The organism is Polaribacter sp. PL03 (genome assembly GCF_033875165.1).
In the GTDB taxonomy this organism is placed as follows: domain Bacteria; phylum Bacteroidota; class Bacteroidia; order Flavobacteriales; family Flavobacteriaceae; genus Polaribacter.
In genome coordinates, this window is the sequence record NZ_JAWZSV010000004.1 from 338,712 (window position 1) to 351,330 (window position 12,619).

The 12,619-nt window shown below is 27.2% G+C and carries 15 protein-coding genes; 12 read left to right on the forward strand and 3 right to left on the reverse strand.

What is annotated here, in order from left to right:
• Window positions 1-45 precede the first annotated feature (45 nt).
• On the reverse strand, window positions 46-1,800 hold the full coding sequence (locus tag SHK09_RS10310; RefSeq protein ID WP_319810693.1) for an ABC transporter ATP-binding protein: 1,755 nt from the start codon (window positions 1,798-1,800) through the stop codon (window positions 46-48).
• Window positions 1,801-2,074: 274 nt separating this feature from the next.
• On the opposite strand from SHK09_RS10310, the gene nusB reads away from it, so the two are divergent.
• The 9 genes from nusB (at window position 2,075) to SHK09_RS10355 (ending at window position 9,094) form a co-directional block, all read left to right on the forward strand.
• Window positions 2,075-3,013 carry a transcription antitermination factor NusB gene (gene nusB / locus SHK09_RS10315; RefSeq protein ID WP_319810694.1) on the forward strand — a complete coding sequence of 313 codons (939 nt, stop codon included), beginning with the start codon at window positions 2,075-2,077 and terminating at the stop codon, window positions 3,011-3,013.
• A 53-nt stretch (window positions 3,014-3,066) separates the two neighbouring features.
• Entirely contained in the window at window positions 3,067-3,528 is a 462-nt protein-coding gene (locus SHK09_RS10320; RefSeq protein WP_319810695.1) for a DUF1573 domain-containing protein, read from the forward strand.
• Window positions 3,529-3,533: 5 nt separating this feature from the next.
• Window positions 3,534-3,851, forward strand: coding sequence for a preprotein translocase subunit YajC (gene yajC / locus SHK09_RS10325; protein WP_319810696.1), 318 nt, complete (start codon window positions 3,534-3,536; stop codon window positions 3,849-3,851).
• A gap of 105 nt (window positions 3,852-3,956) precedes the next feature.
• Window positions 3,957-4,895, forward strand: coding sequence for a CdaR family protein (locus tag SHK09_RS10330; protein ID WP_319810697.1), 939 nt, complete (start codon window positions 3,957-3,959; stop codon window positions 4,893-4,895).
• Between the two features lie 2 nt (window positions 4,896-4,897).
• Complete coding sequence (coaE, locus tag SHK09_RS10335; RefSeq protein ID WP_319810698.1) at window positions 4,898-5,497, forward strand: dephospho-CoA kinase; 600 nt, start codon at window positions 4,898-4,900, stop codon at window positions 5,495-5,497.
• A gap of 100 nt (window positions 5,498-5,597) precedes the next feature.
• Window positions 5,598-7,166, forward strand: coding sequence for a sensor histidine kinase (locus SHK09_RS10340; RefSeq protein ID WP_413774278.1), 1,569 nt, complete (start codon window positions 5,598-5,600; stop codon window positions 7,164-7,166).
• Between the two features lie 15 nt (window positions 7,167-7,181).
• Complete coding sequence (locus SHK09_RS10345; RefSeq protein WP_319810700.1) at window positions 7,182-7,883, forward strand: response regulator transcription factor; 702 nt, start codon at window positions 7,182-7,184, stop codon at window positions 7,881-7,883.
• Between the two features lie 69 nt (window positions 7,884-7,952).
• Window positions 7,953-8,570 carry an L-threonylcarbamoyladenylate synthase gene (locus SHK09_RS10350; RefSeq protein WP_319810701.1) on the forward strand — a complete coding sequence of 206 codons (618 nt, stop codon included), beginning with the start codon at window positions 7,953-7,955 and terminating at the stop codon, window positions 8,568-8,570.
• Window positions 8,571-8,611: 41 nt separating this feature from the next.
• A complete protein-coding gene (locus SHK09_RS10355) occupies window positions 8,612-9,094 on the forward strand; it encodes an SRPBCC family protein (RefSeq protein WP_319810702.1) in 483 nt (160 codons plus the stop codon).
• Here the strand turns inward: SHK09_RS10355 and SHK09_RS10360 are convergent.
• Entirely contained in the window at window positions 9,087-10,085 is a 999-nt protein-coding gene (locus tag SHK09_RS10360) for a glycosyltransferase family 2 protein (protein ID WP_319810703.1), read from the reverse strand. The genes SHK09_RS10355 and SHK09_RS10360 overlap by 8 nt on opposite strands.
• A 103-nt stretch (window positions 10,086-10,188) precedes the next feature.
• On the reverse strand, window positions 10,189-10,632 hold the full coding sequence (locus SHK09_RS10365; protein ID WP_319810704.1) for a type I restriction enzyme HsdR N-terminal domain-containing protein: 444 nt from the start codon (window positions 10,630-10,632) through the stop codon (window positions 10,189-10,191).
• 26 nt (window positions 10,633-10,658) lie between these two features.
• On the opposite strand from SHK09_RS10365, the gene SHK09_RS10370 reads away from it, so the two are divergent.
• Genes SHK09_RS10370 through SHK09_RS10380 form a run of 3 tightly spaced genes read left to right on the forward strand, consistent with a single transcriptional unit; the run spans window position 10,659 to window position 12,613 of the window.
• The gene (locus tag SHK09_RS10370) at window positions 10,659-11,147 is read left to right on the forward strand and encodes an ATP-binding protein (protein WP_319810705.1); all 489 of its coding nucleotides are present in this window, start codon (window positions 10,659-10,661) and stop codon (window positions 11,145-11,147) included.
• Window positions 11,148-12,149 carry a DNA polymerase III subunit delta gene (gene holA, locus SHK09_RS10375; protein ID WP_319810706.1) on the forward strand — a complete coding sequence of 334 codons (1,002 nt, stop codon included), beginning with the start codon at window positions 11,148-11,150 and terminating at the stop codon, window positions 12,147-12,149. It begins immediately after the preceding gene.
• Window positions 12,150-12,160: 11 nt separating this feature from the next.
• The gene (locus SHK09_RS10380; protein WP_319810707.1) at window positions 12,161-12,613 is read left to right on the forward strand and encodes a DUF1569 domain-containing protein; all 453 of its coding nucleotides are present in this window, start codon (window positions 12,161-12,163) and stop codon (window positions 12,611-12,613) included.
• Window positions 12,614-12,619 lie beyond the last annotated feature (6 nt).

The window sequence follows — 12,619 nt, forward strand, 5'->3', positions numbered from 1 at the left end:
CTTGTAACAAATCTAACAAAATATTTTACGTAGCAATGTTAAAGATTAATTTTCTTTTTCTAGAAGTTGCTGTTCGTAAAGATTTTTATAGTAGCCTTCTTCTGTTAGTAGTTGATTATGAGTACCTTGTTGTGTTATTTTACCATCGTCTAAAACAATAATTTTATCTGCATTTTTAGCAGATGAAACTCTGTGGCTAATTATAAAAGTAGTTTTATTTTTAGAAACTTTCTTTAAATTAGCTAAAATTCTTTCTTCTGTTTCTGTATCAACGGCAGATAGACAATCATCGAAAATTAATATTTTAGGGTTTTTAATAATGGCTCTAGCAATAGAAACACGCTGTTTTTGTCCGCCAGAAAGTGTTACACCACGTTCTCCTAAAATAGTTTGATATCCGTTAGGGAAATCGATAATATTCTCATGAACAACTGCGTCTTTAGCAGCTTGTATTATTTCTTCTTCTGTAGCATCTTCTTTACCAAACTTTATATTGTTACTAATACTTTCAGAAAATAAAAACGGATCTTGAGGTACAAAACCAATCTGATTTCTAATGTCGTTTAAATTGGTTTTTTCAATTTCTTTATCATCAAGAAGAATAATACCTTGTTTTGTGTCATATAAACGTGCAATTAATTCTATAATGGTAGATTTACCAGAACCCGTCTTACCTAAAATAGCAACAGTTTCTCCTGCTTCCGCAGAAAAGGATATGTTTTTTAAAGCAACAATATTAGTGTCATCATAGGTAAATGTAACATCTTTAAAAACTACTTTACCTTTTAATAAGGTAGGTTTTGTATTGTTGTTTTGTATTTCTGGTACTTGTTCTAAAAATTCGTTAATTCTTACTTGAGACGCTTCTGCTTGCTGTATCATAGAAGTAACCCAACCAACAATTGCAACTGGCCACGTTAATATATTTACGTAAAGCATAAATTCTATTATTGTACCTATTTGAATTTCATTATTAATATATTGTTGGCCACCAACATAAATAACAATAATATTACTTAGCCCAATTAATAAAATCATTAATGGAAAAAATAAAGCGTTTGCTTCTTGTAAATGAATATTTTTTTCTTTGCTTTTATCTGCAATAGCATCAAAATCTTTAATAATAGATTTTTCGATTCCGTATGATTTTACAACACTAATTCCAGAGAAAAACTCTTGGTTAAAAGTGGTTAGTTTTGATAAGTATTCTTGTACAATACTACTTCTTTTATGAATTACCTTACTTAAAGTAAAAATTGAAATAGATAAAATTGGAAAAGGAAGTAAAGTATACAAGGTTAATTTTACATCTATATTAAACATTTGAGTAAAACCAACAGCTAAAAGTACAATCATATTCATACTGTACATTACAGCAGGCCCAACATACATTCTAACTTTAGAAACATCTTCAGAAATACGATTCATTAAATCTCCTGTTCTGTTTTTCTTGTAAAAGTTAAGAGATAATCTTTGGTATTGTTGGTAGATTTCGTTTTTTAAATCGAATTCTATTAACCTAGAGGTAACAATAATTGTTTGCCTCATTAAGAAAGTGAAGAAACCAGCTAAAATAGCTACACCTATTATTATTAGAACATTCATTAACAATTGATGTTCTACAGCTTCTAAATCTGTAATAATTCCGTTTTGGTAATCTTCAACAATATTTAAAGAGTCACCTACAATTTGTGGAACTTTTAGTGCTAGTAATTTTGATGAAATAGTAATTAAAATACCGATTATTAATCGCCATTTATATTTTACGAAGTATTTATTGATATATTTTAGAGCCTTCAATTGAGTTACAAAATTTAAAAAATAAAATTACAATTTATAGTACCAGTTTTTCTTTATTTTCTGTTAAAATAAATGAACAAAATGTTGTTTTTTCTGATGCACGAAGATACATTTTTTAAAATAATTTTAGTTGTTTTTAATTGCGACTAAATCGCTTAAATAAAAAGTGAAAAGAATTTAAAATAGATGCTTCTTTAGAAGTAAAATAATATTATTTTTGCAGTTCGTTAGAAACAAATCCATCGTGTTTTATTTAATAAAAGTTCTTTAGAAAATGATTAACAGAAGACATATTCGAGTTAAAGTAATGCAATCTGTGTACGCAATGTTGCAATCTCATAGTGATGACATCATTAGAGAAGAAAAGTTTTTAAAACATAGCGTCTTAAAAATGTTTGATCTATATGTTCTAAACATTTTATTATTGGTAGAAGTGCAAAAGCTAGCTACCAAAAAAATGACACTTTCTAAAAAGAAAATTCTTGCTACTGAAGCAGATTTAAAACCCAACACAAAATTTATTAACAACAAATTAATTAATACAATTGCAAAAAGTGTAAGTGTAGAAGGTTATGTTGAGTTAAATGGTTTAAATAATTGGGAAGAGAATACTGAATATGTAAAAATTATTTATGATGAATTACTTAAAAGTGATTTATACAAAAAATATTTAGCTACAGAAGAAGATTCTTTTAAGATTGACAGAAGTTTTGTTGTAGATTTCTTTAAAGAAATTATTGCACCAAATGAAAAGTTAGCAGAATATTATGAAGACAAGATGATTTCTTGGGTAGATGATATTCCTTTTGTAAACACTTGGGTTGTAAAATCTTTAAGCAAGCAAAAAGCAAACGGTTTATTTGTATTGGGTTCTTTATATAAAGACAAAGATGATGAAGATTTTGTATCTAGTTTGTTTAGAAAAACTGTTTTAAAACAAGCAGAATACGAGCAATATGTAGAAGATAAGACTCCTAACTGGGAATCTGATAGAATTGCAGAAATAGACATGATTTTAATTAAAATGTCTATTACAGAATTTATGAATTTCCCTTCTATACCTACAAGAGTAACAATTAATGAGTATATCGAAATCTCTAAAGATTATTCGACAGCTAAAAGTAGTTATTTTATAAACGGTGTTTTAGATAAAATTTCTAAAGAGTTTATAGCTAACGAAAAAATTGTTAAAATTGGTAGAGGTCTTATTTAAATAGCATAAAACAAAAAATAATTTATTATTTTTACAAAAAAAACATATTTATAATGAAAAAAGTAACATTTTTATTCGCTTTTATATTAGCATCAACAATTATGGTTTCTTGTGGAAACGGTAATGCATCAACTAAAATAAACAAAGCTAACCTAGATACTGCAAAGTCTAGAGATGCAGAAATTAAAAAAGGAGTAGCTTCTATTTCTTTAGATAAAAAAGAGTTCGATTTTGGAACTGTAAACGAAGGAGATATTGTAGAAACTGTATTTAAAGTAACTAATTCTGGTAAAACAGATTTAGTAATTACAAATGCAACAGGTTCTTGTGGATGTACTGTTCCTGTATGGCCAAAAGCACCAATTAAGCCAGGAGAAACTGGTGAAGTAGGTGTTAAGTTTAATACGAACGGAAAACCTAACAGACAAATGAAAACAGTTACTTTAACTACCAATACAGAATCTGGTAGAGAAGTATTAACACTTAGAGGTTCTGTAACACCTAAAGCAAAATAATAATAATGTTCAACACAATTTTTTTACAATTCGATTCTGGAAGTTTAGCAAGCATGTTACCTTTCGCTGCAATGATTTTAGTCTTATACTTTTTTATGATAAGACCACAAATGAATCGTCAGAAAAAAGAAAAAGCTTTTCAAGCAGAAATAAAAACAGGAACTAAAGTAATAACTTCTAGTGGTATTCATGGTAAAATTACCGATGTTAATAACACAGAAAATACAATTACAATAGAAACTGGAGCAGGAAAAATTAAATTTGAACGTTCTGCAATTTCAATGGAATTAAGTAATAAATTATTAGCGCCAGTTAAAAAATAATTTACTTTATATATTATATTAAAAGTGAGTATTGTCTTTTTAGATAATACTCACTTTTTTGTTTGTTACCTTTTATGTAAATTGCTAACTCTAAAAATTGCTTTTTTGAAATCTAAAAAAAAAATACCTAAAACATTTATTGTCTTTTTATTAGTTTCTATACTAATTTGGCTTTTAATAACACTTTCTAAAGAGTATGTTACTACTATTGTTTTTCCTATAAATTATAGTAATATTTCTCAAAACAAAATATTACAAGCTACACCCGTTAAAGAATTAGAGATTGTTGTTAAAACAAACGGATTTAAGATTTTAAGAACTAGAGTTAACACTAAAAACATTACTATTAATGCAAGTACTCTAATAAAGAAAAAAGGAACAAAACATTATTTACTAGTTAAAAACCAGAAACAGAATATTCTAAAGCAAATGCCATCTGGCGTAGTTTTACAAGAGGTTATTAAAGATACTTTATTTTTAGATGTAGGTAGTTTGGTTAGCCGAAAATTACGTTTAAAACCAAACGTAAAAATTAAGTATCATGTTGGTTATGACCTTTCAGAAGAAATTAAAGTAAAACCAGATAGTATTTTGGTTTCTGGACCAGAAAACTATATTTCAGAAATTAATAGTATAGCGCTTTTACCTATAGAATTAGAAGATGTTAAATCAGATTTTATAAGAAAAGCTGCTATTAAAAAACCAAACGGAATTAAAAACTTAAAGTTTGAGTCTAAAGAAATAACAATTTCTGGTAAAGTAGAGAAGTTTACAGAAGGTACTTTAAATGTAAGGTATAGAATTACTAATGTGCCAGATGGTATTACTTTAAATACATTGTCTAAGGAAGTAGAGTTTACTTTTATTGTTGGTTTGTCTAGTTTCAATAAAATAAATAAGAATTCAATTTTAATTGATTGTGATTATAATATGGCTGTTTCTAATAATTTAAGTTATTTAATACCAAAGTTGGTACACAAACCTTCAGAAATAAAAAGCTATAAAATTATACCTAATAAGATAGATTTTTTAATTCAGAATTAAATATGGTTGTTGGTTTAACAGGAGGAATTGGAAGCGGAAAGACAACAGTAGCAAAACTGTTTAAAAATTTTGATACTGTTGCAGTATATATTGCAGATATTGAAGCAAAGAAACTTATGAATTCTTCTAATGTAATTAGAACGAAACTTATAAAAGAGTTTGGTAAAGAGACTTACCAAGACAACCAATTAAATAGACCTTATTTAGCCAATGTTGTTTTTAATGATAAGGAAAAATTACATGTGTTAAATAGCATTGTTCATCCAGAGGTAAGAAAGCATTTTCAAGAGTTTGTTCAACTTCATATTAAGAAGGCTTACATTATATACGAAAGTGCAATTTTGTTTGAAAGTAACAGTCAGCAACAATTTAATTTTGTTATTTCAGTTTACGTAGATTTAGAAGAAAGAATAAAAAGAATTTTAGAACGAGACAACTCTACAAAACAAGAAGTTTTAAATAGAATTAACAATCAATGGAAAGAAGATAAAAAACTACTTTTATCTAATTATGTGATTAATAATTATTCACTTCAAGAAACCAGCAATTCTGTTGAAAATATCCATAATATTTTAACACAAAAGGCGTGCTCAATTTTGTAAAGCTTATGTTTTTTGTTAAAATAGTCACAAAATTACATCTATTAAGTTAATTTAGGTTAAAATCAATAATTACAACTTATGAAAGTAGTAAATTTGATTTATGCGTAAAAAGATGTTTATTCTTATTGTTGTTTTAATGAGTATTTCCTTGATAGGAATTATTGCAGTACAACTGTATTGGATTAATAATGCATTAGAAAGTAAACAAGCACAATTTAAAAATGATGTTCAGAAATCTTTAGGTGCAGCAGCAGAAAGAATAAACGAAAAAGAACGCAATCTTTTTAACAAAAAAATAGAAGGTTTTCTAGATAATAAAGGGTTAGCAGATAGAGCTGAATTAAAAAGTTTCTTAATTGAACAGATAGATACAGTTACTAAAGAAAAAATAACTTTTGGAGGTACCTTTTTAGAAGAGAATTTTAAATTACCAACAGATTTATTAAATAATGATTCTGTTATATTTAAAAGAATAACGGGTAAAAAAGACATTTCTATTTCTACAAGTTATAAAAGTAGAGATAATTTATTTTCGAATATTGATGTAAAAGAGTATTCTTTTGTAAAAAGGTATACAGATTTAGAAAAATCTTATTTCGAAGATAGTTACGAAGATTATAAAAGATTAAAACCTATTCATGATAGAATTGGTAATAATGAATTAAATAAAACGATTAAAGAGGAGCTAGCTAAAAGAAATATTCATTTAGATTTTAAGTATGGTGTTTATGGTTCAGATGGTTTAGCAACAAAACTAAAATCTGGTTATTATACTATCAAGCAAAAAGAAAGTATTCCTTATCCGCTTTATTATGATTCTCAAACAGGTATAAGTTATAATCTTCATGTTACTTTTCCTGGAAGAAATGATCATATTTTATCAGGAATTTCTAGTATTTTATTATTATCATTATTCTTTATTTTTATCATAATTATTGCATTTTCTAGTTCTTTGTATCAGTTAATTAGACAAAAGAAAATTTCTGAAATAAAAACGGATTTCATCAATAATATGACACATGAATTTAAAACGCCAATAGCAACTATTAATTTGGCTTTAGATTCTATTAAAAACCCTAAGATTTTAGGCGATAATGCAAAGGTTATGCGTTATGTAGAAATGATAAGAGAAGAGAATAAAAGAATGCATTCTCAAGTAGAAAATGTGTTAAGAATTTCTAGGTTAGAAAAAAATCAGATAGATTTAAGTAAGGAAACCATAGACTTACACGACACAATAGAAGATGCTATTACACATGTAAGCTTATTAGCAGAAGATAGAAAGGGTAAAATAGTAACACATTTTGAAGCTATAGAATCTGAGTTGCCAGGAAACCAATTTCACCTTACAAACGTTGTGGTAAACATGTTAGAAAATGGAATAAAGTATTCTGAAGGTGCTCCGTTAATAGATGTTTATACAGAAAGCACAGAAAAGTTTTTTATTTTTAAAATAAAAGATGCTGGAATAGGAATGGGTAAAACAGTACAAAAACAAGTTTTTAATAAGTTTTATAGAGAACAAAAAGGAAATATCCATGATGTTAAAGGTCATGGTTTAGGATTGGCATACGTAAAGGAAATTGTAGAAAAACACAACGGTATAGTGTTTGTAGAAAGTGAAAAAGGAAAAGGAAGCATATTTACAGTAAAGTTACCTTTAATTTAAAAGAAATATAAAACAATGGGAAGTAAGAAAATTTTATTAGTAGAAGATGATCCAAATTTTGGAACAGTTCTAAAAGATTATTTAGCGTTAAATGATTATAACGTAACGCATGCAAAAGACGGTATCGAAGGTCTTATTATGTTTAAAAATAGCGATTACGATTTGTGTATTTTAGATGTAATGATGCCTAGAAAAGATGGTTTTTCTTTAGCACAAGATATTAGAGTTACAAATAAAGAAGTGCCAATTATTTTCTTAACAGCTAAAACATTAAAAGAAGATGTTTTAAGAGGTTATGCAGTTGGTGCAGATGATTATTTAAATAAACCTTTCGATTCTGAAGTTTTATTACACAAAATTAAAGCAATATTACAACGTAAAGAAACAGATAATTCTCCAGAAAGCGAGCAGTTTGAGTTTACTATTGGTAGTTTTTTCTTTAATTCGAAACTACGCCACCTTTCTGTAGGTGAAGACGGTGAACCAATTAAATTATCTCCAAAAGAAAGTAAATTGTTACGTATGTTAACAATCTATAAAAATGATTTAATGCCAAGAGAATTAGCATTAACTAAAATATGGAGAGACGATAATTATTTTACATCTAGAAGTATGGACGTTTATATAGCAAAATTGCGTAAATATTTAAAAGTAGATGATAAAGTAGAGATTTTAAACATACACGGAGAAGGTTTTAGATTGGTAGAAAAAGCCTAATTTAAAAATACTTCCCTAATAAAATAGCTCAGTTTGTAAATCAAGCTGAGTTTTTTGTATTTTTATACTATGGCAGAATTTATTAAAATATATAACGAAAATCCCAATCCTAAAGAAATAGCTAAAGTTGTAAAGGTTTTACAAGCTGGTGGTTTGGTTATTTATCCTACAGATACTGTTTATGGTTTAGGTTGTGATATTACCAAAACTAAAGCTTTAGAAAAAATTGCAAAGCTAAAAGGAGTTAAATTAGAGAAAGCAAATTTTTCTTTTATTTGCAATGACTTAAGTCACCTTTCAGACTATGTAAAACAAATAGACTCATCTACGTTTAAAGTTTTAAAAAGAGCGCTTCCTGGGCCTTACACATTTATTTTACCAGGTAGTAATAATTTACCAAAAGTTTTTAAAAAGAAAAAAACGGTAGGAATTAGAATACCAGATAACAATATTATAAGAACTCTGGTTGCAGAATTGGGTAACCCAATTATTTCTACTTCTATTAGAGATGAAGATGATGTTTTAGAATATACTACAGACCCAGAATTAATTTTTGAAAAATGGCAAAACCTAGTAGATATTGTAATTGATGGTGGTTATGGAGATAATGAACCTTCTACTGTAATCGATTTAACAGAGGAGCCAACAGTAATTAGAGAAGGAAAAGGAAGTATAGATATTCTGTAATTTACACTTATCTTTTAAATTTTATCTAAATAATGTAAATTATGCCTACAATAAAATTAACTACAGAAATTAATAATACAAATATTGAAATAGTTTTTAATTTAATTAGAAGTATAGATTTGCATAAAATTTCAACTAAAAACTCTAATGAAGAAGCTATTTCAGGTAGAATAACTGGCTTAATTTCATTAAATGAAACGGTTACTTGGAGAGCAAGACATTTGGGCTTTACACAAGAACTTACTTCTAAAATAACAGATTATATTTTCCCTACCTTTTTTGCAGATGAAATGGTAAAAGGAGCCTTTAAAAGTTTTAGACACGAACATTTTTTAGAGCAGAAAAAAAATATCGTTATTGTTAAAGATGTTTTTATATATGAATCTCCATTTGGGTTTTTAGGTAAAATAGCAGATTTTATATTTTTAAAAAGATATATGATAAACTTTTTAAAAGAAAGAAATAAGGTAATTAAAGAGTTTTCTGAAACAGATAATTGGAAACAAATTCTAAAGATTACTTAAGATTGTTAAATTTTTTTCTGCCCAAAACAAAATACTGCCAAACAATACTTGTATGTAAATTATAAGTTTGTAGCTTCTTAAGTTTTCTTCTTTTTCCTAAGAATTTAAAAAAGTTTTTATAAAAATTAATGTGTGCTTTTAATATCGCAAATGTATGTATTGGTCTTAACTCAATTAGAAACTTTAAGCCAGCAATTCCATCTAAAATTAAACGAGAGAATATTACAAATAAGAACCATTTTTTTGGAACATTTTTAACCACATTAAGCAAACTATTTCTAAAGTTTAAATATGTTTTTCTGGGGTTTGTTTCTTGTAAAGTAGCGCCACCAACATGAAAAACAGTAGAAGAACCCACATATTTTACTTTATAACCTATGTTTTTTACACGCCAACATAAGTCTATTTCTTCTTGATGAGCAAAATAATCTTCATCTAAACCCTCTACTTCATTATATGTTTTAGAACGAATAAATAAGCAAGCACCAGAAGCCCAAAATATTTCAGAAATATCATTAAATTGAGAAGTATCTGTTTCCAAATTATTAAAAAGACGTCCTCTACAATATGGGTAGCCGTATAAATCTAAAAAACCACCAGCTGCACCAGCATATTCAAATTTAGTCTTGTCTTTAAAATCTAGTAATTTTGGTTGAATAATAGCCGTCTTTTCATCATTGTTAAAAACCTCTAAAATTGGCTTTAACCAATCTTTAGTAACTTCTACATCAGAATTTAAAAGACAGTATATATCTGCATCTATATTTGCTAAAGCATCATTATAACCTTTTGCATATCCTCCATTAGTAGCGTTTTCTATAATATTTATTGAAGGATAAAATTCTTTCACATATTTTATAGAAGCGTCTGTAGAAGCATTGTCGGCCACATAAATTTCAGCTAATTCTGAACTAAAATTAACCACTGAAGGTAAAAACTTTTCGAGTAGTTTTTGCCCGTTCCAATTTAATATGACGATTGCTGTTTTCAAGGGTGCAAATTTACTGTTTAAAAATCAGTATTTATATAAAGTTCTTCTTAATTATAGAGTGCTTTTTCACTATTTTCTAAAGAAGAGAAAAAGTGTTAAAAAGTTACTTATAATCAGGAATTTCTTTTAAAAAAATATAAGTTTCATTCTCAAAATCCATTTTGCAGTAAAAATGCTCTAACCCATTAGTAACTATTAAAAAATTAGCCCTTAATTTTAAATTATAACGTGCAATTTGATCGAAAGTAGCTTGTGTTATTTTTATTTTTGGTGCTTTACATTCTACAATAATATCTGGTTTGCCTTCTGCATTAAACACTAAAATATCTGTTCTTTTTTTACGGTTATTAATTGTTAACTGCTTTTCTAAAGCTATTAAAGAGATTGGATATTTTTTTTCTTCTATTAAATATTGCACGTAATGCTGTCTAACCCATTCCTCTGGAGTTAAAACCATATATTTTTTTCTCAAATTATCAAAAATAAGCGTCTTATTTTCGTTACTTTTGAGTCTGAATTTATAGTTTGGTAGGTTCAATTTTTGCATCAATCAAAAGTAAATAAAAATCAGTTATGATACATTTAATAGTTGGTAATACTGGCGCAGGAAAAACTACGTACGCAAATGAGTTAAAACGAAATATTTCTAGCTTAGTTTTTACGCTAGATAAATGGAATAAACTATTATTTTTGCCTGATAAAACAGACAAAGATGGTTTAGATTGGTTTTTAGAAAGAATTGATAGAGCAGAATTGTTAATGCAAAATTTAATTTTACAATTAGAAGTTTCTAATGTAGATAGTATTTTAGATGTAGGTCTTTCTAAATTTGCGCACAGAGAAAAATATAGAAAGTTTGCCAAAGAGTATAATATACAAATCAAAATTCATTTTTTAAACATTTCTAAAGAGATTAGACAGGAAAGGGTTTTTAAAAGAAACCTAGAAAAAGGAGAAACTTTTGAATTTGAGGTGAGTGAAGATAATTTTGAATTTATGGAAAACTGGTTTGAAACTCCTACAAAAGAAGAGTTACAGAATGCAATAATTATAAAAGAATAAATGAACGAAATAAAAGCCATTGTTTCAGATATTAAAAATGGTAACATAAAACCTATTTATTTTTTAATGGGTGAGGAGCCATATTATATAGATAAAATTTCTGATTATATAGAAGATAATATTTTAGACGAAGCTGAAAAAGGCTTTAACCAGCAAGTAATGTATGGTAGAGATGCAACAATAGAAGATATTGTTTCTGCTGCTAAACGTTACCCTATGATGGCAGAAAGACAGGTTTTAATAGTTAAAGAGGCACAAGATTTAAGTAGAAATATCGAAAAATTGGTTTCTTATGCAGAGAACCCGCAACCTACAACCGTTTTAGTTCTAAATTACAAATATAAAAAACTAGATAAGCGTAAAAAATTACACAAAGCAATTGCAAAAACTGGTTTTATTTACGAAAGCAAAAAATTGTATGAAAATCAGGTTTCTGACTGGATTCGTAAAGTTTTAAGTGGAAAAAATTATAAAATTGAACCTAAAGCATCTTTAATGTTGGTTGAGTTTTTAGGAACAGATTTAAGTAAAATTTCTAATGAATTAGATAAGTTAATGTTGGTGTTACCAAAAGATACCATTATTAATGATAAGCACATAGAAGAGAATATAGGTATCTCTAAAGATTTTAATAATTTCGAGTTAAGAAAAGCAGTAGGAGAGAAGAACATTGTTAAAGCGAATAGAATTATTAATTATTTTGCAGAGAACCCAAAGAATAATCCTTTAGTTATGACCATTTCTTTATTGAATGGATATTTTACACATCTCTTAATGTTTCATGGTTTAAAAGATAAATCTAAAAGCTCTGTAGCTAAAAATCTAGGTGTTAATCCGTATTTTGTAGATGAGTATTTTTTAGCGGGAAGAAATTATCCAATGCGTAAAGTAGCACAAGTAATTGCATTTTTAAGAGATGCAGATATAAAAAGTAAAGGTGTTGGCGCAAACCAGTCTAACGAAGATATTTTAAAAGAATTATTATTTAAAATTTTACATTAAAAGTTATTAAAATGAAAGACATTTTTACAGAAGTAATAACGAATGAAGTTGTTCATAGAATTAATACTTTAACACCAAAAACACAAGGTAATTGGGGTAAAATGTCTGTTTCACAAATGTTAGCACATTGTTGCGTAACTTATGAAATGGTTTATACAGACAAGCATCAAAAACCAAATGGTTTTGTAAAATTAATGTTGAAGTTGTTTGTTAAAAATGCAGTTGTATCTGAAAAACCATTTTCTAAAAATGGAAAAACAGCACCACAATTTATAATTTCTGATGAAAGAGAATTTGAAACAGAAAAAAAACGTTTGATTGATTTTATAGTAAAAACCCAAGAATTAGGTGGTAATTATTTTAAAGATAAAGAATCCCATTCCTTTGGTAAGTTAACAACAGTAGAGTGGAACAACTCTTTTTATAAGCACTTAGATCATCATTTAAATCAGTTTGGTGTTTAATTTATA

Excerpts from the sequence above, each read along its gene's own strand:
- SHK09_RS10365 (WP_319810704.1), bottom strand. The coding sequence starts at position 10,632 with ATGCAAAAATTGAACCTACCAAACTATAAATTCAGACTCAAAAGTAAC.
- SHK09_RS10350 (WP_319810701.1), top strand. The coding sequence starts at position 7,953 with ATGGCAGAATTTATTAAAATATATAACGAAAATCCCAATCCTAAAGAA.
- holA (WP_319810706.1), top strand. The coding sequence starts at position 11,148 with ATGAACGAAATAAAAGCCATTGTTTCAGATATTAAAAATGGTAACATA.
- SHK09_RS10355 (WP_319810702.1), top strand. The coding sequence starts at position 8,612 with ATGCCTACAATAAAATTAACTACAGAAATTAATAATACAAATATTGAA.
- yajC (WP_319810696.1), top strand. The coding sequence starts at position 3,534 with ATGTTCAACACAATTTTTTTACAATTCGATTCTGGAAGTTTAGCAAGC.
- SHK09_RS10340 (WP_413774278.1), top strand. The coding sequence starts at position 5,598 with ATGCGTAAAAAGATGTTTATTCTTATTGTTGTTTTAATGAGTATTTCC.
- SHK09_RS10345 (WP_319810700.1), top strand. The coding sequence starts at position 7,182 with ATGGGAAGTAAGAAAATTTTATTAGTAGAAGATGATCCAAATTTTGGA.
- nusB (WP_319810694.1), top strand. The coding sequence starts at position 2,075 with ATGATTAACAGAAGACATATTCGAGTTAAAGTAATGCAATCTGTGTAC.
- SHK09_RS10320 (WP_319810695.1), top strand. The coding sequence starts at position 3,067 with ATGAAAAAAGTAACATTTTTATTCGCTTTTATATTAGCATCAACAATT.
- SHK09_RS10380 (WP_319810707.1), top strand. The coding sequence starts at position 12,161 with ATGAAAGACATTTTTACAGAAGTAATAACGAATGAAGTTGTTCATAGA.
- SHK09_RS10370 (WP_319810705.1), top strand. The coding sequence starts at position 10,659 with ATGATACATTTAATAGTTGGTAATACTGGCGCAGGAAAAACTACGTAC.
- coaE (WP_319810698.1), top strand. The coding sequence starts at position 4,898 with ATGGTTGTTGGTTTAACAGGAGGAATTGGAAGCGGAAAGACAACAGTA.